Source organism: Kutzneria buriramensis (genome assembly GCF_003387475.1).
Classification (GTDB): domain Bacteria; phylum Actinomycetota; class Actinomycetes; order Mycobacteriales; family Pseudonocardiaceae; genus Kutzneria; species Kutzneria buriramensis.
In genome coordinates, this window is record NZ_QUNO01000006.1 from 513,014 (window position 1) to 538,183 (window position 25,170).

The 25,170-nt window shown below is 66.2% G+C and carries 22 protein-coding genes; 14 read left to right on the plus strand and 8 right to left on the minus strand.

The features are described from left to right. Nucleotides 1-300: 300 nt before the first annotated feature. The gene (locus BCF44_RS20530; protein WP_147328554.1) at nt 301-1,110 is read left to right on the plus strand and encodes a PDDEXK family nuclease; all 810 of its coding nucleotides are present in this window, start codon (nt 301-303) and stop codon (nt 1,108-1,110) included. A 1,020-nt stretch (nt 1,111-2,130) separates the two neighbouring features. After that, complete coding sequence (locus tag BCF44_RS20535) at nt 2,131-3,216, plus strand: hypothetical protein (protein ID WP_147328555.1); 1,086 nt, start codon at nt 2,131-2,133, stop codon at nt 3,214-3,216. 647 nt (nt 3,217-3,863) lie between these two features. Here the strand turns inward: BCF44_RS20535 and BCF44_RS54755 are convergent. The 4 genes from BCF44_RS54755 to BCF44_RS20550 all read right to left on the minus strand — a co-directional run bounded on the left by BCF44_RS54755 (nt 3,864) and on the right by BCF44_RS20550 (nt 9,833). Next, nucleotides 3,864-4,430 carry a hypothetical protein gene (locus BCF44_RS54755; RefSeq protein ID WP_147328556.1) on the minus strand — a complete coding sequence of 189 codons (567 nt, stop codon included), beginning with the start codon at nt 4,428-4,430 and terminating at the stop codon, nt 3,864-3,866. A gap of 45 nt (nt 4,431-4,475) precedes the next feature. Next, on the minus strand, nt 4,476-7,166 hold the full coding sequence (locus tag BCF44_RS20540; RefSeq protein ID WP_342775620.1) for a DEAD/DEAH box helicase: 2,691 nt from the start codon (nt 7,164-7,166) through the stop codon (nt 4,476-4,478). Between the two features lie 406 nt (nt 7,167-7,572). After that, nucleotides 7,573-9,216, minus strand: a complete 1,644-nt coding sequence (locus BCF44_RS20545) for a tetratricopeptide repeat protein (protein ID WP_211353118.1) — start codon at nt 9,214-9,216, stop codon at nt 7,573-7,575. Nucleotides 9,217-9,407: 191 nt separating this feature from the next. After that, a complete protein-coding gene (locus BCF44_RS20550; RefSeq protein WP_246015324.1) occupies nt 9,408-9,833 on the minus strand; it encodes a transposase in 426 nt (141 codons plus the stop codon). Between the two features lie 35 nt (nt 9,834-9,868). On the opposite strand from BCF44_RS20550, the gene BCF44_RS20555 reads away from it, so the two are divergent. From BCF44_RS20555 to BCF44_RS20570, 6 genes are all read left to right on the plus strand, one after another. Further along, on the plus strand, nt 9,869-10,942 hold the full coding sequence (locus tag BCF44_RS20555) for a tyrosine-type recombinase/integrase (protein WP_116175915.1): 1,074 nt from the start codon (nt 9,869-9,871) through the stop codon (nt 10,940-10,942). After that, on the plus strand, nt 10,939-11,304 hold the full coding sequence (locus BCF44_RS57655) for a hypothetical protein (protein ID WP_246015326.1): 366 nt from the start codon (nt 10,939-10,941) through the stop codon (nt 11,302-11,304). Before BCF44_RS20555 ends, BCF44_RS57655 begins: the two co-directional genes overlap by 4 nt. 11 nt (nt 11,305-11,315) lie before the next feature. Continuing rightward, a complete protein-coding gene (locus tag BCF44_RS57660; protein ID WP_246015328.1) occupies nt 11,316-12,215 on the plus strand; it encodes a hypothetical protein in 900 nt (299 codons plus the stop codon). Nucleotides 12,216-12,397: 182 nt separating this feature from the next. Further along, nucleotides 12,398-13,366, plus strand: coding sequence for a tyrosine-type recombinase/integrase (locus BCF44_RS57665; protein ID WP_246015330.1), 969 nt, complete (start codon nt 12,398-12,400; stop codon nt 13,364-13,366). Further along, entirely contained in the window at nt 13,363-13,926 is a 564-nt protein-coding gene (locus BCF44_RS20565) for a hypothetical protein (protein WP_116175916.1), read from the plus strand. The genes BCF44_RS57665 and BCF44_RS20565 overlap by 4 nt, the downstream gene beginning before the upstream one ends. Nucleotides 13,927-14,115: 189 nt before the next feature. Then, the gene (locus BCF44_RS20570) at nt 14,116-14,511 is read left to right on the plus strand and encodes a Tn3 family transposase (protein WP_211353119.1); all 396 of its coding nucleotides are present in this window, start codon (nt 14,116-14,118) and stop codon (nt 14,509-14,511) included. Here the strand turns inward: BCF44_RS20570 and BCF44_RS59215 are convergent. The 3 genes from BCF44_RS59215 to BCF44_RS20585 all read right to left on the minus strand — a co-directional run bounded on the left by BCF44_RS59215 (nt 14,459) and on the right by BCF44_RS20585 (nt 17,135). Then, complete coding sequence (locus BCF44_RS59215) at nt 14,459-15,133, minus strand: tetratricopeptide repeat protein (RefSeq protein WP_379801613.1); 675 nt, start codon at nt 15,131-15,133, stop codon at nt 14,459-14,461. The genes BCF44_RS20570 and BCF44_RS59215 overlap by 53 nt on opposite strands. Then, complete coding sequence (locus BCF44_RS20580) at nt 15,055-16,494, minus strand: tetratricopeptide repeat protein (RefSeq protein ID WP_116175918.1); 1,440 nt, start codon at nt 16,492-16,494, stop codon at nt 15,055-15,057. Before BCF44_RS20580 ends, BCF44_RS59215 begins: the two co-directional genes overlap by 79 nt. 98 nt (nt 16,495-16,592) lie before the next feature. Continuing rightward, the gene (locus tag BCF44_RS20585; RefSeq protein ID WP_116175919.1) at nt 16,593-17,135 is read right to left on the minus strand and encodes a hypothetical protein; all 543 of its coding nucleotides are present in this window, start codon (nt 17,133-17,135) and stop codon (nt 16,593-16,595) included. 104 nt (nt 17,136-17,239) lie between these two features. On the opposite strand from BCF44_RS20585, the gene BCF44_RS20590 reads away from it, so the two are divergent. The 5 genes from BCF44_RS20590 (at nt 17,240) to BCF44_RS20610 (ending at nt 22,144) form a co-directional block, all read left to right on the plus strand. After that, the gene (locus BCF44_RS20590) at nt 17,240-17,425 is read left to right on the plus strand and encodes a hypothetical protein (RefSeq protein ID WP_116175920.1); all 186 of its coding nucleotides are present in this window, start codon (nt 17,240-17,242) and stop codon (nt 17,423-17,425) included. A gap of 178 nt (nt 17,426-17,603) precedes the next feature. Continuing rightward, nucleotides 17,604-18,548, plus strand: a complete 945-nt coding sequence (locus tag BCF44_RS20595; protein ID WP_116175921.1) for a recombinase family protein — start codon at nt 17,604-17,606, stop codon at nt 18,546-18,548. Nucleotides 18,549-18,571: 23 nt separating this feature from the next. Further along, nucleotides 18,572-18,937: a hypothetical protein gene (locus tag BCF44_RS20600; RefSeq protein WP_116175922.1), complete on the plus strand. Its 366-nt coding sequence runs from the start codon at nt 18,572-18,574 to the stop codon at nt 18,935-18,937. A gap of 220 nt (nt 18,938-19,157) precedes the next feature. Next, the gene (locus BCF44_RS20605) at nt 19,158-21,332 is read left to right on the plus strand and encodes an ATP-binding protein (protein WP_147328557.1); all 2,175 of its coding nucleotides are present in this window, start codon (nt 19,158-19,160) and stop codon (nt 21,330-21,332) included. Between the two features lie 374 nt (nt 21,333-21,706). Further along, on the plus strand, nt 21,707-22,144 hold the full coding sequence (locus BCF44_RS20610; protein ID WP_170217640.1) for a tetratricopeptide repeat protein: 438 nt from the start codon (nt 21,707-21,709) through the stop codon (nt 22,142-22,144). Nucleotides 22,145-22,248: 104 nt separating this feature from the next. Here BCF44_RS20610 and BCF44_RS54760 read toward each other — a convergent pair whose 3' ends face one another. Further along, nucleotides 22,249-23,418, minus strand: a complete 1,170-nt coding sequence (locus BCF44_RS54760; RefSeq protein ID WP_147328558.1) for a hypothetical protein — start codon at nt 23,416-23,418, stop codon at nt 22,249-22,251. A 367-nt stretch (nt 23,419-23,785) separates the two neighbouring features. Here BCF44_RS54760 and BCF44_RS20620 point away from each other — a divergent pair, with 367 nt between their 5' ends. Next, entirely contained in the window at nt 23,786-25,006 is a 1,221-nt protein-coding gene (locus BCF44_RS20620; protein ID WP_116175926.1) for an IS4 family transposase, read from the plus strand. Nucleotides 25,007-25,170: the final 164 nt, after the last annotated feature.

The window sequence follows — 25,170 nt, forward strand, 5'->3', positions numbered from 1 at the left end:
GGCGACACCATCGATCGCGCCCAGTTGGACGCCGGGCTGCCCGGCGGTGCCACCGCCACGATCACCGTGGCTGTGGTCGCCGATGGACGGGTCGCATGGAAGCCCCACGATGGACCTCGACGCGGTCGACGGATCCACGCAGCTCGCCGTGACCACGGCACTGACCCAGCTCGGCGAGACCCTGACGAAGGTCCTGCCGGACTCGGCTTTCACCGAGCTGTAGCCTCGGCGAGCTGACTGGGCACAACTCCCCCAACACGTCCACATAGGAGTGTCAGGGGTCGCCGCTACCGTGAGCGCATGACCGAGCAGCCGGGCAAACAACGCGAAGGCGGCTGGCGCCCTGATCCCATGGCCGCGCCAGTGAGCAGCCTCCAGAGCTGGATCGTCGGAGATCCGAGGCTGCGGTGGCCGAGGGAGTCCGACGTGACCCGCTGGCTGGCCGACCACCTCGACTGCCTCGCTCCGCACCTGGGCGTGCGACACCTGGAGGTCATCGGCCGGGAAGTGGTGATCGGTGAACGCTGGTCGACACCGGGACGATATGGCATCGAGCAGACGGTCGCAGGCCTCCGCCTGGATCTCGCCGCCCGCGACGAGCACGGCCGACTCGTCATCGTCGAAGTCCAATTCGGGCCGGCCGACCACAAACACGTCGGCCAGCTGATCACGTACGCGAACACCGCCGACGCCGCGCTCGCGGTGTGGGTCGTCGCCGACTCCGATCCGGTGTTCTGCGGGGATCACCTGGCCACGTTGGCGCGCGTCAATACAGCTTTCGCCGGCCGGCCAGAGTTCCGCGTTGTGGCGGTCACCCTGGAATCGCAGGGGCCGCTCGTTGCCCGTGCCGACGTACCGTGGACGCCCACGCTGCGCGGCGTCGATCCCGCCCACGCAGCGGTACACCGACTGTTCGACCGCAGGCCCGGTGTTGCTCTGACGCCTGGCGGCGGCCAGCAGCGCGGTCCGGGAATCAGTGCGTGGAGGCGCAGACGGGGAGCTGTTCGACGTCCGCGTAGTTACTCGCCGGCCCTACGCGACGTGCGCGGCACCGTCCTCGGCGACGACCACCAGCCACCGCGCCAGGTACGGCCACCAGCGCGTCCCTGAGCCTCCACTAGCGAAGCTCGTCGCTGGAAAAAGCCCGCACAGGCCGCATCCTGAACGCCAAATAGCACTGAACCGCCCGGGCATCGACTGGACGATCGTCCACACAGGACCAGGATCCGAAGGTTCGCATGCGGGCAGTTCGCGTGCTCGACCTCGGAGTGTCCGAAGCGGACGTTCGTGGAGCAGATCGCGCGAGTGACCCGTCGCGCGCCGTTGGTCGCAACGGCCGCACTCGGCTCTGGAGAAGATCGGGCTCGGCCCGGCTGGTCGCGCCGGTGCCCGGTTCTGCGAAGTCATCGGCGCAAAAGCCAGTCGCAGCAACCTGATTCGACTGGTCAGCACGCTGCCCGGCGCGCCACCGACAACTCCAATCGCTGTCGGCATCGACGACTCCGCCCCTGCGCCGCGGGCACCTCTACGGCGCCGTCGTCATCGACGCCGTGACACACAGGCCACTGAACCTGGCCCTCACCCCGCAGTGAAGGTCGTGCGCAGCGACCGTGCCCCGTTCTACATCGACGGCGCCACCACCGGGCGCTACAAGCAATTCACGTCACCTATAGGTGGCACCTGCGGCACAACCTCGTACAGACCGTCGAACGGTGCGTCTCCCCGCGCGTCAACTGCATCCGCGCCGCGACAACGGACGCCTCTGCGCCAGGTGATCACTCCCGGTGACTTCGGCCGGGGTTACGCGACAGTTGATTCCGCGAGGTCACCACTGAGCCCTCGCCAGGGTCCGGCCAGGCGTCACGATGACAGTCCTACGTCCGGTCTCGGTCCTTCCCCAACCTAAATGCCACCTAGCACCTTGTCACGCAACCTCGGTCAGGTAAAGGTTTCACGATCGTTCCGGCGGGACGGGTTCGGGCGGAGTCCCGAATAGACGGGAGAGCCCGGCAGCGGGCGGTGCGAAAATGGCTGCTCGCCGACGGAGGTGCCGCCCGGTCGACCGCGAACGGCGAGCTCGCACCACCAGGGAAGATCGTCCGGCTGCCGCGCGCCCGAACGGAGTCCGCCATGATGCCAGTGCCGCCAGGTCCCGCTCCGGGCCCGGCGATGCACGCCCGTCTGACGATCGCCGCCGAGGACGCGGCGGTTGTGCTGTTACAGGAGGCAGCGGCGATCCTGTGCCTGGTGGACCCGGTCCAGACGGCGATGCGCGCCGACAGCGACCCGGGTGCCATCGGGGACATCGCGGCCAATGTGGGGCGACGGAAATCGGAGCTCGACGAGGCGCACAACGATCTCGTCAGCGCGGTGGGCATTCTGATGCGGGCGTGGCGTGGACAGCGGCACGACAACTGGAACAGTCACGCGAACGATGCCCTGGAGTACTACCAACCGGCCGGGCTGGGACGCGGCAAACCAGGCGTGCTCGCGCGGACGGACAAGTCCGCCAAGGCGGCCTCGTCCATCGGAAACGACCTGGACAAGGCGACGTCGGCGGTCGCCGACGGCCTGATAGCCCGCGCGACCGAGGCTCAGGCGGCGTCCCAGGCAGTGGTGAGCGGGGCGGCCACCGACGAGGACGTCGCCGAGGTGACCATGGCCGTCAACGCGGTGGTGGACTCGGTCCGGGACTTCGGGGCCAAGGTCGAGCAGATGACCGACAAGTACCTGGTCGCGCCCAACCTGGACAGCACCCTGCCATTCCCCCAGCCGAGCGGGGATGCGGGGCCGGCCTCGGTGCTCTACATCGACGACGAGGAGTTCGCCAAGGGGGTCGAGAAGCTGGACAGCTCGGCGGCGCTAGCCGGGATGGCGTCCGAAGGCCTCAACGCGGTAACGGGAATCACCAGCACGGGCGGCCGATCCCCATTCGGGGACAGCCCATCCGCGATCCTGCTGGAGGCGACGTGGATGATGACCGTCACGTCCCGCAGCGAGGAAGCCGGTCGGTTGCGGGACGTGACCCTGCGCCTCAAGGAATCCGCCGAACAGGCGTGGCAGGAGTTCCACGAGGTCGACCGGAGAAACGCCGAAACCTTCGACGGCATCCGTCATTCGCTGGATTCGAACAAAGTCGCGGCTCTTCAGTTCGTTGGCGCACCCGCGACAGTGAAAGGCCGGGGCAGGGACGACCGCACCGTCGGTGATCAGTAGGACATGACCATCGCGGACCACCGCCACGACGTCACCGAACACACCCAACAGCCGCTCGGACTCGGCGCGGCGTCCGGCCCGGATCTTCTCCAGCCCTTCCCCGACCTTCTAGCCCTGCCGGCCGGACCAGCCGACGGACGCTTTGCGCCAGCCAGTGGTGCAAGCACCGGCACCGTGTCAACGAAATGCTCGGCTACACCGCCGCCCACACCGCCCGGCTCGTCGCCGACGTCGGAGGCACGAGAGCCCGCTACGCACTCACTGATCACTCTTGGTGACCTACGCGGAGAATATGCGACAGTTGATTCCCCGAGGTCCCCAGTGCTGCACACCCCGAAGACCGACCCGATACCGCCGACCCAGGCAGCCAGTACCGGCGCTTGCCGGTGCAGGTGACGACGCAGAGTGCAAGCGAACCCCCCGGCAGCGCCCCGCGTGTCAACGTGAGCACCCGCCGCTCATACCCATCCAGCGGCGCCTCCCGACCGGCCTTGATCAACAACACGGCGAGAGCGACGCGACCTGATGATCTTGGAATGAGCGAGGGCCTCCCGGATCGATGTGGATTGCGACATCTGCACCGACGACCGAAAGGCCCTCATGTCCCACCGTAACGCCCCACTGTGAACTTTGTTGCGTAAATCGCGTCAAGCTCGCCATTGCGAAAGCCGGAACATGGGGACCGCGTCACCACTGGGCGCTGGAAGGACAAAGCACGCCGTGCCTTCGTCCTGATAGCCGTACTGTGCTACGGCGGCGTCTCGTTCAGCTGCGGAAATGGTGAAAAGGTGGTCATGAAGCCTTCCATTGGAGGCTCTATAGAGCGGAACTGCACCGTTTTGGCCGTCACTCTCGTAGACCCAGGAGGCGATTCCCTCCAGGGTGTAGCCATACCGCTGGATAGCAATGTTCATTTCGTCTGCCGATACGGTGTAGAGGCGGTCACCACTACTCGGCTGATACAGTCGGTATAGTGGAATGCCGTGGTCATGCTGGCCCGCGAACGTATAATATGCGACACCTTCAAACGTGAAGCCGTATTTCTGAACCGCAACGCTAGCCTCTTCGGTGGACGTTGTGTAAAGGTGATGCATTGTTGCGGTTACGCGATCTGCCTTCACGTTCGCATAGGCGCTGGACTGTGGTAGCGCAACTATACCAACCAGCAGGGCGGCGATTGAACCAATGATAATCTGCCACGCATGCGAGCGCATAAGATTCTCCTCTCGTTTATTCTCAATCCGAGGCAACGCTCGTCGCTAGGTGGAGTGCGCGCGGCGGCGGCGCCTCTCGTTCCGCACTGCGGCAAGAAGCTCGTCCAGGTCGTGATCGTCCAACCGCAGGGCGATCCGCCGGGCTCGGTCCAAGGGCGTGCGCTGGTCGGATGGCGCGTGGGCGCTGTCGCCCTGGCTGTTGGTCCAGCGCCGCACGGCCGGCCCCAAGGCGGGCCGCGCCGGCGGGCTTCGGTCCGAAGCCCTACCGCTGAGCAGGGCTTTTGCCTCCCTTCTTGTGTAGCCGAACGGCTCGATGGGCTGTCCCGGCCGTTCGGGATTGGCCGCCCGGACCTCGCCCAGCGCACGCCGGTAGTCGGGTTGGCCGGTGCGCCGCTCGTCCATCGCCGCTTCCAGCCGGGCTTTGACCTCCACGTTGCGGACCGCGTGCATCACGTCCTCCCGCCGCACGCCCTGCTGGGAGAGGAAGTAGTCGAACTCGCCGGGCTGGAACTCGTAGCTGCCCAACCCGTCCTGGAACTGATGCCAGACGCGGGACTCGAGCATCGTCATCAGCGCGTCGGCGAGCCGGGGCAGGCCCAGGTTGGCCATCTCCAGCGCGAAGGCGTGCACCCGGCGTCCGTTGAGATCCACCAGGGTCTGCGGGGTGCGGCGGGCGCGGTGACCGGTCACGACTGCGATCCCTGTGCGCAGGCGGGGATGTGTTCGGCGTGGGTCAGGCAGTGCCGGATGATCTGGCGGCTCATCCACACCGCGATCGTGACGAGTTGGTCTGGCCGGGCCTGCTCGCCTGCGCCGGCGGAGATGCCGGTCTCCCGTTCGGCAGCCGTCTGGAACTGCTCCAGCGTGCTGCAGTGCGGGGTCACGGCCGAGGTGGCCGCCCATCCAGTCGGTCAGTGCCGCGATGCGCGCCCGGGATGCGAGGCCGCGCGGGTCGGCGGGCCGCAGCAGCGTGACCGCGGCGGCCTGATGGCGTCGAGAGACCACGGCCACCCGGGGCGCGTATGTCTCCGGGATGCCGACCTCGCGGCATTGGCAGACGTAGCAGGCCAGCTCGTCGGCCAGCACCTCCCCATCCGGTTGAGTCAGCACGGTGGCCGACCGCAGCCGCCGGTCGGACAGGTCCAGCAGTTGGTAGCGCGGCAGGCGCGGCTGCCCGGTACCGGGACCAATGCCGGGTTGGCCGGGCGCCTCGGGCAGTTCAACCTCGTGCATCGCGCTGGCCAGTGCCGAGGCGAAGGCCTTGCGCAGTTCGGGATCGTCGGGGATCAGGATCGCGGCGGGCAGCATGCGCCCGTGGGCCCGTTCGGTGGCGGTGATGCGCATGGCCCGCGCCATCATCTGCGCGACATGCACCCTGGCCAGGATGTTGGTCACGTAGGCGATGGTCGCCACCTGCGGGCAGTCGAAGCCCTCGGTGACCATGCGGATCGCCACGATGGCGCACGGCTGACGTTCGCGCGCGGCCCAATGCAGCACCTGCAGCGCGTCGGGCTCGTCCGACACCACCAGCCGGGCGAAGTCGTCCTGGCCGGTGACCTCGTTGAGCGCGTCGCGCGCCATGCGGGCCGCGGCGACATCGGCGGCGATGAACAACAGCTTCAGCGGCTCGTCCAGGCCGATGGCCAGTTGCTGGTTGCGCAGCAGGCGCACCGCCTCGCTCGCGAAGCCGGAGATCCACGGCGCGCTGGTGTAGGCGTTGCGGACCACCGCCGAGCGCTGCTCACAGGTCAGGTCGGCGATGTCGGCGTCGATCACCTCTTCCTGACGCAGATCGACCAGCCGGGCGTGGCTGCCGTAGGCGTAGAGGTCCGGTGAGCGCAGTTCGACGCCGATCAGTGTCGCGGTCGGGACGGAGAAGTCGGCCACCGCCTGGAGTAGTTCGCCGGAGTCGGTGGTGACCTTGTCGTAGCGGACGGTGCTGATGCGTTGCTTGTTGCTGGAGCGGAACAGGGTGCCGGTCGCGTTGAGCACGGCCGGGCGGGCCAGCGGGTCACCTAGGGCCGGCCGGACCATGCGCTGCACGGCTGTGGTGCCCCAGGCGGCGTTCTCGGCGAGGTGGTGCACCTCGTCGAGCACGACCAGCGTCGGGTGCTGCGCGGCCCAGGCGGCATGCCGTGCGGCGGTGCCCTGTTCCTTGGCCAGTGCCTGGTAGGTCACTACGATGCCGTCGGCGTCGGCGTGCTCCACGACGCCGTCCTGCGGCCGGGCGTCCAGGGCGACGCCCAGCTCCCGAAGCGCGTTGCGCCACTGCCGCAGCAACGCCCGATTGGGGACGACGACCAGCAGACGCGTAAGCAGGTCCGCCTCGCGCAGCACGTGGAAGACCATGCCGGCGAACGCGGTCTTGCCCGCGCCGGGCGCGGCGTGCAGCGTGGCGGTGCCGGCGGTGTAGATCCGGTGGAGGATCGTCGGCAACGCCTGGGCCTGCCACTGCCGTGGTCGCAGTGCGCCGATCTGCGGGAGTTGGCAGGGGGCAAGGCGCAGCGCGCACGGTACGCACCGCGCTCGCGCAGCCGGCCGGTCGGCATCCGCGGCGTCGACCCACTGACCCAGGTAGGTGGTGGCGAAATCGCCGGGGAGAACCGTTTCGCAGACCTGACAGCGTCCTGCGGCGCGTCGGAACAGGTCCTCGCGTTCAGCGGTGCTCAGCCGTGGACGGTCGCAGTGGCCGTGCGGTGGACAGCTGGGTTGGGGTTGCGCCGCTCCTGTCACCACGTCCGTCCACAATGGTCGTAAAGGCTCTGGGGACTCCGCGTGCCGGACAGTCAGGACGCGCCGCCTGCCTGGCTTCGCCGGCCTGGTCTCGGGCGGTTTCGAAACCTCCTGAGTTCGTGCGGTGCGGTGCCCGGCCGCGTGGTTCTTCGAACGCTAGCGAGGGGCGACGTCGCCTGGCCCCTGTTCGCGTGGCCAGTTCTCGTCTAGGTCCGCACCACGTCATTGCCGCTCTCGGCGCGGTAGCGGTGGCTACGAGACGACCACACCGGCCCACGAGACCCGCCACACCCCGGAATTACTCGAGCACCGCGCCGTCCCCCCATCCCACCAGCGGCAGGCCGGTCAACAACGCCCTCGGCACGGCCAGGCCGTAGTACTCGGTGGTCCAGGCGATCACGGCGTTGGATCAATCGATCGACGGCTTCCCGCCACGCGCCCGTAGTTCCGTCTCCAGTTCCTCTGCGCGGTCAATTTCCCCTATGGAGCGCTGGATGGTGGCGGTAGTTCTTATGGCGTGCAGCGTTTCTGGGTGGTTGTTGCCCAGTGTCCGTCGGTAGCGCGCTAGGGTGTCTTCCGCGCGGGCCTGTGCGGCGTCCAAGTCCCCGAGGAACCGCAGGACAGCTGCGAGGTTGTTAGCGGCGCGTAGCGTGTTGGGGTCGTCGGGGCCAGGCGCTCGCTGGCTCCGCTGCACGACGGCCTCAAACTGTTCTCGGGCTTCCTGATACTTGCTTAGGTTGCCAAGGGTGGCGCCAAGGTTGCCCGCGGCCGTCAAGGTCGTTGGGTGACTCTCTCCCAGCGTCCGCTCGTATCGGGAGACGAGGTTCGCGTATAAGTCCCGTGCCTCCTGGCTTTTCCCGAGGCCGACCAGGCACCCGGCGAGACGGTCGGCTGCGGACAGCGTGTCCGGGTGGTCCTCACCAAGAGCTTTGAGCCAGTCAGCGTGGATCTTGCGGCCGATGATCACGCCGGGCTGGCACTGGTCGGACACATACAGATAGCGCAGCACATTGATGACCAGCGCACGGAAAGCTTTCGGCTCGTGGTTGCGGTGGAAGTCTGGGTGGGCGAACAGGACCCGAACGAGCGAGGCAGCCCTGCGATACTCAGGCCAGGAGGCCGGAAGGTTGGGGTCACTCGCTCCGATCTCAGCGCTCAGGGCGAGGATGCGGCGTCGGAGGTCCTCCGGGTCGTCCTGGGTGCGGCTGGGCAGTGGCGTGGTGGCGTCGACGGCCGACGGCCCGGCAAGCGAGACGGGTGCCGGGTAGGGCGCAAGCCGCGAAGACGAGGAATCCCAGAGGGATGTAGGGAGCCCCGACTTGCGGAGAAGCAGAAAGGGGCAGCCCTGTACGTGTCTCACGTCGCAACCCGAGTGCAGAGCCGAGCGCTCGCGGCCATCGTAGAGCGCGGCCAGGGGATACAACTCGAATGGCTCCCCGTTGTTGTCGATAACGGTGGTGCCGTGTCGGCCTGCGCAGGTCCAGTCAAGCTCCAGATACCACGAAATCTCGTGTGTGCGGGCTTCGGGCTCGAACCAAAACTGCTCCACGTCAGTCGCGCTGATGGAGAACGGGAAGTCCACGCCTTCGGCCTGCATCCGCGGCTGCTCGGCGTCGAAGTCGGTTGTGAAACGACGAGGTTGGACTGTCGCTCCGACATACATAGGGAGACAGGCAGGGCGCGGCAGTCTGCGGGACACGACGACCGGTCGCGCAGCGTGGAGTACCACCGCCCGGGTCGTCCTGGCCTCCAGGGTGATGACATGGACCGTCCCGCTAGCCACCATTACTCGTGGCGGATCGGCGTCCACGGCCAGATCCGCGCCTCGCCTCAGCTGGACGGAGGCGATGACCGGATCCTCCAGATCGCTCGGGAGGTCGCCGCCGGCATGGAGGGTCACGGGGCCGTGTACCTCACCCGCCATGACGACGTTGGAATAGACGCCGTCCGAGATGTGGTTCGAGATGTGGTTGACGTACTTGTCCGGGCTGGAACCCGAGTCGTCCTGATCATCCCCGTCGGTGCCGCTTTGGTCCGTGTGCGTGTCTGCCATTGCTTGTCCCCCGCTCAACTGCGCCAAGTGCTGATGGTGACCGTGCCTTGATAGCACCCTCGGGCGCGTCGGTGGCCGCGGTTCGTGCCATCCCGGTAGTTGCCACGAACCTTTGCACCGCCCGCCACTTGCGATGTTGCCGCTGCGAGGCGTCTCAGACCGATGGCGCCAGGACCGCCGGACTGAAATCCCTAAAACAGGGTGTCGCGTACCCGCAGTGGCCGGTACCCGGTCGGGCCGAGTTGCGCCAACTCGCCCTCGATGTCGACCTCGATCGCGCCGAAGAAGTTGATGTTCTCGCTGTGCGCGGGCGAGATGTGCGCCAGGACCTCGTCGTCGACCTGCCGCCCGGCCGCGCGCATCTGCTCGACGGCCAGGCCGAAGTACTCGGTGGTCCAGGCGATCACGGCGTTGGTCACCAGCGTCAGGCACCACGCCTGCTCGGTCTGGGCCTCCGGGTGCCGGGCCCGGATCATGCCTTCGTGGGCGTAGAGCAGGTCGCGGCGCAGTGCGTGTAGCGACTCGCCCTTGTTCAGCTGCCGGGAGATCTTGCGCCGGTAGACCGGGTCGGCGAGGTAGCTATCAGTTACGTGGAATCTGCCGACGAGGTTGATCATCTCCTCGTCGGGCGACCACGAACTGAGGAGACCTGTTGGGCACCACGTTGGTCCCGGCCGAGAAGTGGCCGGTGCTCGCCCGGCACGACCAGGCCGCCGAGTGGCTGAAGGTGTGGACCGACCTCGGTCGGGCGCCCCGCACGATCGACGCCTACGGGCGCGGCCTGGCCGAGTACTTGCTGCTGTGCGAGGCCACCAGGGTTGACCCGCTGGTGGCCAACCGGGCCCACATCGCGGTCTACGTGCGCGAACTGACCACGCGTCCCAGCCACCGCGGCGCGAATGTGCTGTCGATCGACTCCGGTTCCGGGCTGGCCAACGCCACCATCCAGCAGCGCCTGGTGCCGGTCCGGCTGTACTACGACTTCCTCATCGAGGAGGGCGTGCGCGAGTCCAACCCGGTCGGCCGCGGCCGGTACACGCCTGGCCGCCGGCGCGGCGGCCACGAGCGCGGCCTGGTCCCGAGGCTGACCAAGCTGCCGTGGATCCCGACCGAGCAGGACTGGCTGGCGCTGCTGGCCGTGGCCGCGCTGGAGCCAATCCGCAACCGAGTCATGCTCGCGCTGGCCTACGACTGCGCGCTGCGCCGGGAAGAACTCTGCCTGCTGGAGACCGGCGACATCGACCCCGCCCACCGGATGGTGCGCGTGCGCGCGGAGACGACGAAGAACGGGCTGGAGCGGGTCGTGCCGTACTCGGCGCCGACCGGCGTGCTGCTCTCGCAGTACCTGATCCACCGGGCGTCGATCAGCCGGGCGCGCGGCCCGCTGTTCCTGTCGGAGTCCCGCCGCAACTTCGGCCAACCGCTAACCTTGTGGACCTGGTGGAAGGTGATCCGCCGGATCGCGCTGGCCGCCGGCGTGCCGCGGTTCAGCACGCACACCACCCGGCACCTATGTCTGACCGACCTGGCCCGCATGGGCTGGGACATCCACGAGATCGCCCTGTTCGCCGGCCACCGCCAGATTCAGTCGACCATGATCTACATCCACCTGTCGGGCCGTGACCTGGGTAAGAAGCTCAACTCCGGCATGGAACAGATCCACAGCTGGCGGGTTGAGATGCTGACCCGCCTCGGCCTGCAACCGACGGAGGTCGCGTCCCCGTGACCACCTCGACATTCACAGCCGTCAGCAAGGCTGCCGGCGCCTCGATCTGGGCATGGCCGATCCACTCGACGCGCTACAACCGCAGCCCAGAGCTCACTGGGGTTGAGCTGGAGGCGTTGCGGCGGCTGGGGATGAACAATCTCCGTCGGCGGCGCTGCTACGACGGGGATGCGCCGGAATGGGCCTTGGTCCAGCGGCTCCTGCGGCCGCTGGACGATGCGCGTGCGGCATTGTGGTGTCCGGACACCACGCACCATCGGCGTGCGATTTCCGATGCGATCGGCTTGGTGCTGTTGCGCTGCGCTGCGCTGAGGATGGCACCAGTTTCTGGGCCTGGTCTGAGGCTGATTGGCTTCGGCTGATCGGCACGAGCGTGGCCGAGTTCGAGCGGCCGTGGCCAGGCTGGATTGACGGCACGGTCCGCCCCTACGTCGCCGCCTATGCCTACCTCCTGGGAGGATTTGCCGCCTTCGACCAGCTCGGTGGCTTCAACCGGCTGGCCCTGACCTGGCGAGTGTTCGGCAAGGACGCGGTCGATGAGGCTCAAGCCCAGGTCGCTGAGGTCCTCACTGGATGGGGCTACCGGCTCGGCCGGCGTTCCGACCACCGGGTGGTCACCGTGGTCTGCCAAGCGCTGCTGCTCAACCGGAGTCCGCTGTTGGAGGATCTGACTACGGACGTCTTCGACCAGCTCCGTCTTGGCGCGGGCATGCGCCAATGGCATGTCGGAACCCTGTTCGGCATCCAGCGGGCCGTCGCCGCGCTGGGCTTCTGCGACCAGCCGTCGTTCTCGGTGCACGGCAGCATGCCCGCCATCGAAGGCACCTCCGGGACCTGGGCCGAATGGGTCGAGCGCTGGTACGCCACCTCGACCCTGACCCCGAAGGTCCGCAGCATTTTCCGGGGCACGATGGCCAAGGCCGGCCGTTGGCTGGCCGACCAGCATCCGGAGATCACCGAGCCCGGCCAGTGGACCCGGCAGACCTGCGCGGCCTGGGTCGCCGCGGTCGACCGCATGAACGTCGGCGACTACATCCAGCGCACGTTCGGGCTGTCCAAACGCGCCGGTCAGCCCATCACCCCGCGCACCAAGGCTGGCATCCTCACCGCCACCAGGGTCTTCTTCCGGGACTGCCAGGAGTGGGAGTGGATCCCACGCCGGTTCGACCCCGCCCGCGCGCTGGCCACCCACGCAGCGTTCAGGCGCTCGTCGGACCCAACCCGAGGGTCATCGCCGACGATATCTGGGCCAAACTGCTGTGGGCCGGCCTGAACATCGAGGCCAACGACCTTCCCGCCAACGCCAGCGGCCCGTGCTACCCGATGGAACTCATCCGCGCAGTCACACTGACCTGGCTGTTCGCCGGGCAGCGCAGCGACTAGATTTCCCGACTTCGTGTCGGCTGCATCCGCTGGCAGCACGACGGCGCCCCGATCCCCGGCGACTCCTCCGACGTGCTCGTCCAAGACGCGATCTGCCTGCTGGACATCCCCGCACACAAGACCGGCACAGCGTTCACCAAACCCGTCGATCCCTTGCTAGGCAAGGCAATCGAGGCGTGGGAAGCCGTGCGACCGGACCAACCGACGATGCTGGACTCCAAAACCGGTGAGCACGTCGACCTGCTCTTCACCTTCCGGGCGAGGCGGGTGGCCAAGGACTACATCAACAAGACGATCATCCCGGCACTCTGCGGCAAGGCCGGCGTCCCCACCGCCGACGTCCGCGGCAACATCACCAGCCACCGGGCCCGCTCCACGATCGCCACCCAGCTCTACAACGCCAAGGAACCGATGACCCTGTTCGAGCTGCAAGCCTGGCTCGGACACCGATCCCCGCAAGCGACCCAGCACTACGCCAAGATCACCCCGAACACACTGTCCAAGGCGTACAACGACGCCGGCTACTTCGCGCGCAACGTTCGCACGATCGAGGTCCTGGTCGACCGGGACGCCGTCACCTCCGGCCAGGCCGCCGCCGGCGAGCCCTGGCAGTACTACGACCTCGGGCATGGCTTCTGCACCTACACGTTCTTCGAGCAGTGCCCCCATCGGATGGCCTGCGCCCGTTGCGACTTCTACGCCCCGAAGGCGTCAACGAAGGGGCAGCTGCTGGAGGCGAAGGAGAACCTTCAGCGGATGCTGGCGAGCATCCCGCTCACCGAGGACGAGCAGGCGGCCGTCGACGACGGCCAGGTAGCCCTCGACCGGCTTCTGGAGCGCCTGGTGGACGTTCCCACGCCGGCTGGGGCGACGCCGCGGCAACTCGGCGTTCCGGCAACCGCGACGCTGCTGCCGATCGTCGCCGTGAGCCACGGCAAGGAGGGGACGACTGGAGTGTCCGGCGCTCAGTCCGATTCGAGCGGGGCACCCGGTTGCCGCAGTAGCTCGCGAGCCGAGTGGAGCGATATCCCACACGCATGATGGCGACGATCCAGGTGGTCGCGCCCCACGTTCCCCTACTGATCATGGAGTTGGGTGTGGACATCTGGACGTCACTGATCGCGGTGGGCGGCACGCTGGCCGGTGTAGCCCTCACTGGATACATAACCCACCGGTCGGCCCGTCGGCAGGCTGATGTGGCCCGGCGCGAACGTTCCAGCACCGAACTACTCGATGCCTGCGCGGCCATGCTGCTGGCGCTGGACCTACGCAACGACGCCATAACCGAGTACTGGCAGGGGTTCCGGGAGAACATGGCGCGCAGCGTGTCCACGGACGCTCCTGTCGAGGAAAGCGGCTCAGCCACCGACTTGACAGAGCCGTATCACCTCGCTAACCGGAAGGTGAGTCACGCCGTGGCGCGAATTCAGCTGCTGACCGGCCGGAACTCGGCGATCAGCGCAGCCGCTCTCCGCGCGGCGACCGCCTCAGAGGAGGTGACCGGAGCATCTGATTTCCTCGCCATGTTGAAGATCGAGGACGCAGCGTGGGACGCCGCCGGGGATTTCCTCGATCTGGCTTACGGCCTGCTCGCCAACTGATCTGACCCCAGCTGCCGACGAGATCGCGTCGCCGCACTTGTTTGCGCCGGTCAGCGACACCCACTCGATTTCAGCGGGTCGAGGCTCCGCGTGCGACGCCGGCCTGCTGGGCCTACCAGTCGTTACGCCGGGTGTAGCCCGACGCTCCTCGACTCGCGTTCGTGAGCTTGACAAATCTGATTCCACATAATGCTGCGATACCTGTCCGAGCCGGCGCTGCGGGAGCAGATCACCGCGATCACCAACCGCACCGAGGCGTTCCACGGCTTCGCCGACTGGCTGATGTTCGGCGGCAAGCTGATCGGCCACAACGACCCCGAGCACCAGGAGAAGGTGATCAAGTTCAACGAGCTGATCGCCAACTGCGTCATCTACTCCACCGCGCTGGACATCACCGACGCCGCCAACGAGATCGCCGGCGAAGGCGAGCCGGTCGACCCCGACGACCTCGCCACGATTGCCCCGTACATCACCCACACCGTGCGCCGGTTTGGCAACTGGGTGATCAACCTGGCCCCGCCTGACCAGCCAGTTACTCGGCTCGATCTGGAACCTCGGGTACTGTTCCGGGCAGGTCCAATCTGATCGATTCTTCGACGATCGCGTTCGATGGGGTCGTCTCCGCTCTCTCGGTAACTCGCGCGCGCCAATAAACGATGTTGTTGTAGGTAGCGATGGCATCCGGATGCGCGGGGCTCAGCACTCGAATCATGTCGCCGAGTAATTCAGTAAGAGCGTCAACAGCGCCTTGCGGATCCTCTAATTCTCCCTGCCATCGCGCGGCTTCACTACGAACGGCTAGAATTGCAGGGTGATCCGGCTCGAGTACCCTCCTCATGTCCTCAAGAAGGACGGACAGGGTCATGACCGCTGCCTTCGGATCACCTGCCCTGCCTTGCCATTCCGCAAGATTGTGTCGTGTGCTCAGAGTATCCAGGTGGTGAGGGCCCAAAACGCGGATTCTATCGTCAACCAGATCGGCCAGCGCCTTGGCCGCCCCGCCCGGATCCCCGCTTTCTCCCTGCCATTGCGCGAGGTTGCCGCGAGTAGTGAGAGTGTCGGGGTCGTCAGGACCAAAGGCGGCCGCCGCCTCCTTCAGCAGTGCAGTGAATGCTGCGACCGCTTCGGCTAGCTCGCCGCTCTTGCCGCGCCAGAAGGCGACGTTTGAGCGCGCATAAAAAGCGTGCCGCCCCCTCTGAAAGCTAATGCGTGCGCTGTGTTATTAAGGTTGGCATGTAGCGTGGCAGCCGCTTCGTGTGAATTTCCCCTTCTACCTTGCCATTCGCCCAGGCTATTGCGGGTGAGAACAGATAAGGGGTCATCGGTGCCCAGTACCCGAGTCATGTCGTCGAGCAGTTCAGCCAGCGCCGTCGCTGCTCCTGCCGGATCTCCTGCCTCTCCCTGCCAACGGGCGAGGTACTGCCGGGCAGCGAGTGTGTGACGATGCTCAGGTCCCAGTCGGTCGCGAGCTGTGGCGGCGAGCCGGGTCAAGTAGGCCACGGCCGCGGTCTCCATCCCGGCTCGGCCGAGGCTGTTGGCATAACGGAACAACACGCCGATCGCGCCTGAGCCCCACAATGCCACGTCAGCCACTGCGACCAGTTGCTCGGTGTTCGAACGCAACGCCGCGGCCAGTGCTGTGTCGCGCTCGACGTCCGGCCACACTTCCAGCAGCGCGTCCGAGGCGGCGTGCGCCGTCGTGAGCCACGCGTGTTCGGTGCGGAGGGCCGCGTCGCGGGTGGCTCGCTGGACTAACCCGTGCACGGAAATCACTGGTGTCGTGCCCTCCGCAGGATTGTCGGTAAGCAGGTTGAACCGATGCAGCATCCGCACAGCCGACATCACCTCCCCGTCCTCAGGTGCCCGCCTGAGGACGGACCGCACCCAGGAACCGACGGCATCGGAGGCAAAGACGGAACGCGGAATGCCGTCAGGGTCCAGGACAGACGCCAGCAACATCACCATCGGCACCACGCCCCCAGGCATCAACTCAGCCGCCTTGTGAATTGAGACCGTCCACGTGGCTGCCACAGTGTCCTGGTAGCGATCCGGGAACTGGTCTGGGGGGACGAACAGCTTCTCCAGTCGAGTCCGGTAGTCGGCAAACTTCATCCGGTACGCCGTGACCGAGACCTGTCCCTCTCGTAGATATGCACTGGCGTGGGATAACGCCAACGGCAGATAACCCAGATCGTGGGCCAGCGCGGCCAACAGGTCGTCGGGCGAAGTGCGCTGGCGCGGATCAGCGAGCAAGTGTGGTTGGTGATCCAGCCGGCGGTGCAGGTATTCCAGGGCTTGCTCGAAGGTATAGAGGCCGACCTCGATGACCTGGCGATCGACACGGATCAGAGAATCACCACGATAGCGGGTGGTGACGATGACCTGGCCCGTCTTCGTCGGGTCCGGCCACCACTGCTCGATCTCGGCAGGGACCTGAACGTCGTCCAGCACGATCAACCACGGCCGGGTCGTGGTCGACAACCACGCCATCAACTGGGCAGCGGCCTGCTCAGGCCGGGCAGGATCTGCCCCCAGTAGCAGAACCGCAGCATCCGCATATCGCTCCATGATCGCCGCCGAATCGCGGGCCGTGATCCAGACGCCCAGATCCAGGCTGGGATCGTCCCACTGTTGACGGGCGTACTGAGCGGCTAGTTGTGACTTGCCTACGCCCCCAGTCCAGACAGCACTCGCTCTTGAGTCTGAGGCGCTCGGATCTCGCCGTTTTCCGGGCCGGCCTGGGTGAGCACGGCGGACTGGCCGGCGACGACGGCTGCCGCTATCAGCCCTAGGTCGGGGCGCTGTACGAAGGCGTCGGCGAGACGCGGGGGACGGCCTACCCGCACCATCCCTGCGGTTGTGCTGCCTGCGCGTCCCAGCGCGTCGTTGAAGCGGGCTCTCCAGTACGAGGCGGAGCCGATCTCACTAGCAAGTTGCGGATTGTCCTGTTGACGCAGGAGACAGGCTGCGATGAACAGTTCGACCGACTGTGTCCGGGCCTCGTTGCTTCCGGAGAGCAGGTTGCGCACCGTCTGGCCGGTGATCCCGCCGTCCGGGCTCGGCGACGCCTCGACGCTGCGGCGGGAGATCTCTGCCAACCCTGTCCGGCCTTCCTGGTCAGTCAGACCTGCGCGGACCGCCAGGTCCAGCAGTACCTGCGCGCCGCGCCTGCGTGCCGCCTCGCGCTGTGCATCCTCCTGTGCTGGCATCGCCCGTCCTCACCAAATTTCGCCAAATTCCCGCAGTTCTCGGCGTTGGACTGCCGGGGCGGTGTGCTCGTGACCATCAGTCACCGCAAATTGAGGAGGCCAGCATGGTCACCACCCTCGCATCTATCGCCCTTGACCCCGCAGCCGTCACCTTCGCCACGCATCTCCTGCACACGGTGTGGATGAATCTGCCTGCGATCACCGCGAGCTTGCGCGCCGTGGGCGCGGCGCTGAGCGTGGCCACTGGCGTCCGTGCCCTTGTTCGTGACCAACACCATGACCGGGGTTGAGCGAGGGGCATGCGGAGGGCGTTGGTCAACTTCGGCGGCCCGGGTCTGTATGGGTCTCTAAAACGATCGTATTAGAGACCCATGCACATCGAGATCTCGTCCGACGTAACATGGGTCTCGAAAGGCTGTCTCGGAAACAACGTCTCACAAACGGTGCTGAGCAGGTTAGGAGACCCATATGGTTCGGTACGGGTACGCGCGGGTGTCCACCCGCGAGCAGAACCCGGACCACCAGATCGACAAGCTGCTCGCAGCCGGCGTGCCGGAGGACAACCTGTTCATCGAGAAGATCTCCGGGAAGCTGTCCTCCCGCACGAAGCTCGACGCCATGCTGGCCAAGCTCGCCGAGGGCGACCAGGTCGTGGTGACCCGGCTGCGCCGGATCGGCCGCTCGCACCAGCACCTGCTCGATCTCGTCCGCGGCTTCGGCGACAGCAAGGTCGACTTCATCGTGCTGGAGCAGGGCATCGACACCACCACACCCGGCGGCAGGCTGGTGTTCCACTTCCTCGCCGCGATGGCCGAGTACGACCGGGAACTCATCGTCGAAGGCACCCTCGACGGACTCGAGTCCGCACGGGCCCGCGGCCGCGTCGGCGGCCGCCCCGAGGCGCTGTCCCAGCGGCAGCTCGACCAGGCCCAGATGATGGTCGACTCACGCGAGCACACCATGGCCGAGATCGCCGAGACCTTCCACGTCGGCCGCGCCACCCTCTACCGGCAGCTCAACGCCTACAACGACGGCGGCGACTGCGTGCTGGTCGTCTACCGCAACACCCGCACCCGCAAGGTCGACGCCGACACCAACCGCCGCTACGGCGAGACCGGCGCCGGCGAGAAGTTCCAGCTCGACGCCGACCGCAAGTGGTTCCCGATCGCGCCGTCCCGCTGGTCCCGACTCAAGGCGATCGTCTACGTCGTCGACGGCACCGTTGCCCGGGTCCGGGCCGTCGACCCCGACCCGTCGAAGTGGGACACCGACGACCGCGGCTACGCCGACGTCCCCGTGTCGAAGCCGCTCACCGAGCTGCAAATCGCCAAGCTTCTACCCACGCTCGGGCTATCGCTCGGCGACGAGCGCCCGCACGTGAAGGGCAAGATCCGCGAGTACGTCAACCTCTAACTGTTGCGAGGAAAGGGAAACCGGTGACCGCCGTCCGCGAGCTGCTGACCCGCCGAGGCGACATCGAGCTGAAGTTCATCCGCCATCGCGTGAGCGGCACTGTGCACGTGGTGGTGCCGGACGATCCCGACAAGCAAGGCGAGGTGTTCCGCATCGGCGAGGTCCCCGCCGATGCGCAGCTGGCGATGGCCAGCGGCCAGACACCGACGCTGTGCGGTTACCTCGCCTACAAGTCTATGGACGGCACGCGCCGCAGCAGCGACGAAATGGTCAGCGAGTTCGACGACGCCCACCTCTGCGCGCGGTGCTGGCGAGCGCTGGGGCCTGAGCACCAGGCACGTGCGTTCGAGTATCACCAGCCAAGCACGATGCTCCGATCAGGAACGTGATCGGCGGCTACCGGTGGTCATTGTCCGTGTCCGAGGTGCTCCGGCCGCACCCAAATTCGGGAGGACGGCCTCGGTACCGCCAGCTTCGGATATAGCGGCGCCGGAAGTAGCCAGCCTCGGCTAGGGGGCTCGCGATGAACCGGACAAACCATATGGCTGATATGAGCGACAAGCCCTGACTGGCTACCGTGAACCCTCCGTGCTCAGTTAGGTGGCGGCGATGACGACAGACGATGACCCGGACGGCGGCAAACTGACAGCCGATCAGGTTCAGGCCGTGCACAACAAGGTCACGGGCTCCGTCGTTGGCCCGATCGTCCAGGCACACACGATCCTCGGCGGGGTTTACTGCCACGCTCCGAGTCATCGGCGGCCGGTACCACGGCAATTGCCACCTGCACCGACGTTGTTCGTGGGCCGAGCACAAGAGTTGGCCACGCTCACCTGCGCCCTCGACTCAGCGGCGGACATGCACAGACCATTAGTGATCACCGCGATTGCTGGTGTCGGCGGCATTGGCAAGACCTGGCTTGCGCTGTGTTGGGCGTATCAACATCTTGAGCGATTCTCTGACGGCCAGCTATTTGTCGATCTCCAGGGCTTTGCCCCTTCCGGGCGGTCAATGACGCCAGAGAAGGCCATACGAGGGTTTCTGGATGCTCTAGGTGTCGATCCGCAGTCTGTACCAATAGACCTGGACGCGCAGGTTGGGTTATATCGCAGTCTAGTCGCCGGAAAGCAGATGCTGATTGTGCTGGACAACGCGCGCAGTACGAACCAGGTTGTCCCATTATTGCCTGGCACTGCCACATGTACGGTGTTGATCACCAGCCGCTCACGCCTCTCTGGCCTGTCAATGGCGTACGGCGCCTCGTCAGTCGGATTGGATGTGCTCAACGATACTGAGGCTTGTGATCTGCTCGCCCGCTACTTGGCTTATGATCGGCTCGTCGACGAGCCTGCTGCGGTAACCGAGCTGTTGAAATCTTGCGCCGGATTGCCGCTTGCGCTCGGAATTGTCGCTGCGCGAGCTTGCGTCCACCCTCGCTTCTCGCTTGCTGTATTGGCGGACGAACTTCGCGATCGCCCTTCGCGATTGGATGCGTTGGACGCTGGAGAGTTGAACACGAACCTCCGTACAGTGTTGTCCTGGTCGTTCGACGCTCTGTCTGCAGATACGGCTACTGTGTTCGGGTGGCTCAGCCTTGCGCCTGGACCGGATATCAGCATGGCTGCCATTTCCAGTCTTGCAGCGCTACCTGACACCAAGGTACAGGCCGTACTTCGGGAGTTGGAAAACGCTCACCTGCTTCAGCAACATGTGCAAGGTCGCTATCGTGCTCACGACCTCGTGCGGCTCTTTGCGGGCGAGCGAGCTACTCTTGAACACTCTGATGAGGTCCGCGCCGTTACCCTTCGTCGATTGGTCGACTTCTATCTGCACACAGCCGCCGCCGGAGCTCGTCTCCTGTATCCACATAGCCCAGTGATCGAGCTTGATCAGCCTGCAAGCCGTTGTGCACCTGCTTTACTCCCGGACTTTCCGGCAGCTTTGGCGTGGTTCGACGCCGAACATCAATGCTTGCTTGCGGCACAACTTTTGTGCGTTCAGCGAAGATGGCACCAGCACGTATGGCGGATGTCCTGGGCCTTGACCGGCTTCTGTCGACGCCGCGGCCACCTTCGCGATCACGTCGTCGCATGCGAGTACGGTGTGGTGGCCGCCGAACACCTAGACAACCTGGCCGACCGTGCATGGGCGCACCAACTCTTGGGCTATGCCCTCTCGCGGATGAATAGGCACTCGGAAGCCCGGGAGCACCTACAACAAGCACTCGAACTTGCACGCCAGTCGGGTGACATCCAACGCGAAGCCAACATCTATCGAGTTCTGGCTCGCGACTGGGCGAGAGATGGCGACTACGAACGGGCACTCATGTACGCCAAGCGAGCCCTGTGTCTCTACGAAAACCTGGGAATTCCGGTGTGGTCAGCTGACTCCCTCAATATGGTTGGATTGTGCCAAGCTCGGCTTGGCCGCTACGGGACGGCGCATACGGCATGCGTCGCCGCCCTTGCCCTGCATCGGCGTCACGACAATCGTCACGGCGAGGGGAATACACTCGACACACTCGGTTACATAGCCCGACAAACCGGCCGATTCGACGATGCCATAAGTCACTATAACGAGGCGCTCGACTTGTTTCAATCTCTTGGAGACGAGTACGCGGAAGCCGATGCAGCCAATAGTATCGGCGACGTTCTTGCCTCGCAGAGTAAGCAACTCGACGCTCGCAACTTTTGGCTACGCGCTCTCAAGCTCTACAGTGCCCAGCACCGCATCACGGATGCCGACCGCGCCGAACAGAAGCTCGCCGACCTCAACGGTGGCTAGATACCAGAGAAGCGATGGACATCGCACTATGGACGCAACCCTATGTGAGGAAGCCATTCGCGAGCGCGAGAAGAAACGGCAGAAGCGGCAGGCCGACCTCATAGCGATAGCTACGACGCACGGCCTGGACCCGAAGGTCGTCAAGAACGGGTTCACCAGTACCACGGCCGTGACGGCGGCCCGGGACTATGTCGGACCTGACTTTCCGGACGTGCCGATCGAGAGCAAGCCGGGCATCTCACTGGTCGAATTCGCTCCTGGCTACGACCGGCTACTCCCACTGGCCGTCGCCGCGCAGCGGACCGTCGAGGTGGCGCTGCTGTCGGGCGCTCCCGTTGGCACACGGCACCGACAGCGGACGAACGGAGGCCATGGTGGCGGGCAACTTGTCCAGGGCCTGCATCGGACTCGGCGACTACCAGCAAGCCCTCAAGCACGGTCAGCATGGCCTGGCCCTGCGACGCCAGTGCGGCGACCGCCCCGGAGAAGCCCTCGCTCTGCACCATCTGGCACGAGCGTGGCAAGGGTTGGGCGATCACCCACGCGCCATCGACCTGTGCCAGAAGGCACTCGCCATCGGCCGGACCAATCCGACGTTGCCGCTCGCCAGTGTCGGCGAGCCGTTGGAGACCCTCGCCGAATGCCTGCACCACACCGGGCACACCAGCGACGCCATCCCACTCTGGCGGGAAGCCGCCGACACCTTCCACCAGTACGGCGAACCGCACCGCGCCGCGCAGGTCCGGGACCTTCTGCGCGCCCTGGCGGACAGCCGCGAGATCAGCGTCGACCCCCATGATGGCGACGAGTGACCGTACGGGGGCACCGGCCAGCTCGCGCTGCCAGCCGCCGGGACCACGACTGTTTCCTTGGTTAGTCGCCAACTGGCAGAGCGACGGATTCGCCGGCGAGGAGTTCAGGGGGCCTTGCGGGCCCGGTTGGCTGCGTAGGCGACCCAGTCGGCGCCAGCCTGGGTGGCATGACGCATGGCGGTACCGGGGTAGATGCCGAGAGCGTCGGCGAGGACCTGCGGAGGGGCCTCACGAGCGAGCTGCTGCCAGGTCGCATTGCGCACGGCTCGCACTGGAACTCCAGCGGCGCGCAGGACATCCCCGACCTGTCGCGAGCTGCGATGCTCTCCAGGGAGAAGACCGGGAAACAGCCACGGCGACGTCGGATGGGCAGCCGTGCCTCGATCGAGACGCGTGGCGAGGTGAGCGCGGAGCAGCGTAGCGAGGGGGTCGCGAACGTCAATCCAATGTCGACCCAACTGAATGCGGACGCCCGAGCCGGCATCCTGGACCCGGTCGACGCGTAGTTCGGTGATGCGGTGAATCGGCTGCCCAAACAGGGTGACTAGACATCCGATGATGCGTTCAGGCAACGGCAAGTCGTTATCCAGCAGTAAGCTGCGAATGATCTCCAGCCGCTGCTGTTGACTGACCAGAGTCGGGTTTTCCTTTGCGCGGCAGGGTATGTCGACGTTGTGGATCACGCGATGCACCTGGGCCCATCGAAGGAACCGGCGAGCGTTCCAGACGGTCGCGGTGTCTCCTGCGAACCAGGCGTCGATGTCGTGCTGAGTGCACTCGGACAGTGGCCGGCCCCGCGCCTCAAGCCATGCGAGAAACCCGATGGCGACAGTGAGAACCTGTTTAGCCGCAAGGAATGGGCCTTCCGGGACCGGCCCCCGATCGGCATGGCGTCGAAGCCGTCGCAGGAGGTCCCAGCGGGCGAATTGCTCGATCAGCCGACGTTGGTCTTCGTCGCCGATCGCCCCGAGCTTGATGGTCATCGTGCGGGTGAACGCCGCTAGCCTGCGGTCTCTGGGTGGCAGTACTCCGTAAGTGACCATCAGGCCGCGGAGGTGATCGACAGCTCGTGAGGGAAGTCGTTCATCGAGCGCGGCATGGTCACAGGGCAGCACCCCAGTCGCCAGGTCCGTGAGTAACTGCTGGACCAGAGGACTGTTGTGTAGCCAGGAAAAACCGCTCTGTGGGCGCCGCGTCCGGCAGATCCCGTCGGCCAGTGGTCGCAGGTGATCGGGGAGGTTGCCGTCCGGCCCGGTGAGGAGTTCGGTGACCATCTCCGTGAGCACGCAGCGCCAGCAGAGTCCGTGGCGTCCCAGCCATCCCTCGGCGTTGCATCGTCGGCAGGTCTGGTTGACTGGAATTCCGCTACACCGCAAGCATGTGGGTTGCCCAGCGGCGTTGAGGCCGGGTATCGCGGCTTCACGTCCGCAGTCAGCGCACGTGCCTTCGAGCAGTCGCGCTTGCCAGTAGCAGTACGTGCAGATCGGGCCTTCTGGCCAGCGTGCCCCGACTTGGTAGCACTGGCCGCATCGGGTGCAGGCAGGGTGACGCGAAGGATCAGGCGTGCGGACACGACGGCTAGGCCCAATACCAGTGACTTAAGCGTTGATTCTGTAGTGTGAGCGTCCAGGAGGTGTCTGGATGCCGCGGCCTGGACAGGTCAAGCCCGACACGGACGCCCGGTTGTCGGACCGGATTGCGATCGGTCTGTTGACCAGGACGTTCCCGCCGGAGCTAGTGGATCGCGTGATCGCGGAGACCGGGCGGACGGGACAGCGTGACCGACTGCTGCCGCCTCGCGTGGTGGTGTACTTCGTGCTGGCGATGTGTCTGTTCAGCGGTCAGGGCTATGAAGAAGTGGCCCGCCTGTTGACGGAGGGGCTGTCGTGGGCTGCGCGGTGGTCCAAGCCCTGGCGGGTGCCCACGACCGCCGCGATCTCGCGGGCCCGGGTCAAGCTGGGCGTGGCGCCGATGAAGGCGCTGTTCGAGCAGGTCGCGAAGCCGTTGGCGGGTCCGGCGACTCGTGGTTCGTGGTATCGGAGCTGGCGGGTGCTGGCCATCGACGGCACCACCTTCGACGCGCCGGACACGCCCGAGAACGTGGAGCGGTTCGGTCGGCCGGGCAGCGCTCGAGCGGCGGCGCGCGGTGATCGGGCGGCGTTTCCGCAGGTGAGGGTGGTGGCAGTGGCCGAGTGTGGCACGCACGCGATCGTCGCGGCCACGCTGGGGCCGATCACCAAGGCCGAGGCGACCCTGGCCCGAGACCTGTTCGGGGGTCTGGGCCGGGGCGAGTTGGTAATCGCCGACCGTGGGTTCGCCGGACTGCCGTTGTGGCGGGCGGCGTCGGCGGGCGGCGCAGATCTGTTGTGGCGGGTGCGCGCCAACATCGTGCTGCCGGTGCGCAAGGAGCTGCCCGACGGGTCGTATCTGTCGGAGATCGTGGCCACCGATGATCACTACCGGAGGAGGGACCCGGTGGCGGTGCGGGTGATCGAGTACACAGTGGACGATCCTGGTCGTCCTGAACAGTCAGTGCCCTACCGGTTGATCACGACGATCCTCGATCACCGCAAGGCGCCGGCGAAGGAGCTGGCGGGGTTGTACTGCCAGCGCTGGGAGATCGAGACCGCACTCAACGAGCTCAAGACCCATCAGCGTGGCGCGGCACAGGTGCTGCGCTCACGCTCGCCCGACGGTGTCGAGCAGGAGGTCTGGGCGCATTTGCTGGTGCACTACGCGATCCGGTCGTTGATGCACGTCGCCGCCACCGAGCAACGTCTGGATCCTGATCGGCTTTCGTTCACCCGTTGCCTGCGCCTGGCTCGTCGCCAGGCCATCGCCCAGGCGGCGTTTTCCCCCTGACCGATTAGCTCGAGCCGTGATCGACGGAGCCTGTGAGATCCTGGCCCGGCTCCTGCCGATCCGACGACGACGCAGCAACCCCCGTGTGGTCAAACGAAAGATGTCCAGCTTCGGCCTCAAACGCACCGAGCACCGCACGTGGCCACAACCCACCCGCGATCCGG

Coding starts and splice junctions, on each gene's coding strand:
- BCF44_RS54755 (WP_147328556.1), bottom strand. CDS start 4,430: ATGCGCTCGCATGCGTGGCAGATTATCATTGGTTCAATCGCCGCCCTG.
- BCF44_RS20545 (WP_211353118.1), bottom strand. CDS start 9,216: ATGGCAGACACGCACACGGACCAAAGCGGCACCGACGGGGATGATCAG.
- BCF44_RS20585 (WP_116175919.1), bottom strand. CDS start 17,135: ATGCCAGCACAGGAGGATGCACAGCGCGAGGCGGCACGCAGGCGCGGC.
- BCF44_RS20535 (WP_147328555.1), top strand. CDS start 2,131: ATGATGCCAGTGCCGCCAGGTCCCGCTCCGGGCCCGGCGATGCACGCC.
- BCF44_RS20620 (WP_116175926.1), top strand. CDS start 23,786: ATGCCGCGGCCTGGACAGGTCAAGCCCGACACGGACGCCCGGTTGTCG.
- BCF44_RS20550 (WP_246015324.1), bottom strand. CDS start 9,833: ATGATCAACCTCGTCGGCAGATTCCACGTAACTGATAGCTACCTCGCC.
- BCF44_RS20570 (WP_211353119.1), top strand. CDS start 14,116: ATGCTGCGATACCTGTCCGAGCCGGCGCTGCGGGAGCAGATCACCGCG.
- BCF44_RS20580 (WP_116175918.1), bottom strand. CDS start 16,494: ATGGAGCGATATGCGGATGCTGCGGTTCTGCTACTGGGGGCAGATCCT.
- BCF44_RS20565 (WP_116175916.1), top strand. CDS start 13,363: ATGATGGCGACGATCCAGGTGGTCGCGCCCCACGTTCCCCTACTGATC.
- BCF44_RS20605 (WP_147328557.1), top strand. CDS start 19,158: ATGACGACAGACGATGACCCGGACGGCGGCAAACTGACAGCCGATCAG.
- BCF44_RS54760 (WP_147328558.1), bottom strand. CDS start 23,418: ATGGTCACCGAACTCCTCACCGGGCCGGACGGCAACCTCCCCGATCAC.
- BCF44_RS20530 (WP_147328554.1), top strand. CDS start 301: ATGACCGAGCAGCCGGGCAAACAACGCGAAGGCGGCTGGCGCCCTGAT.
- BCF44_RS20590 (WP_116175920.1), top strand. CDS start 17,240: ATGGTCACCACCCTCGCATCTATCGCCCTTGACCCCGCAGCCGTCACC.
- BCF44_RS20595 (WP_116175921.1), top strand. CDS start 17,604: ATGGTTCGGTACGGGTACGCGCGGGTGTCCACCCGCGAGCAGAACCCG.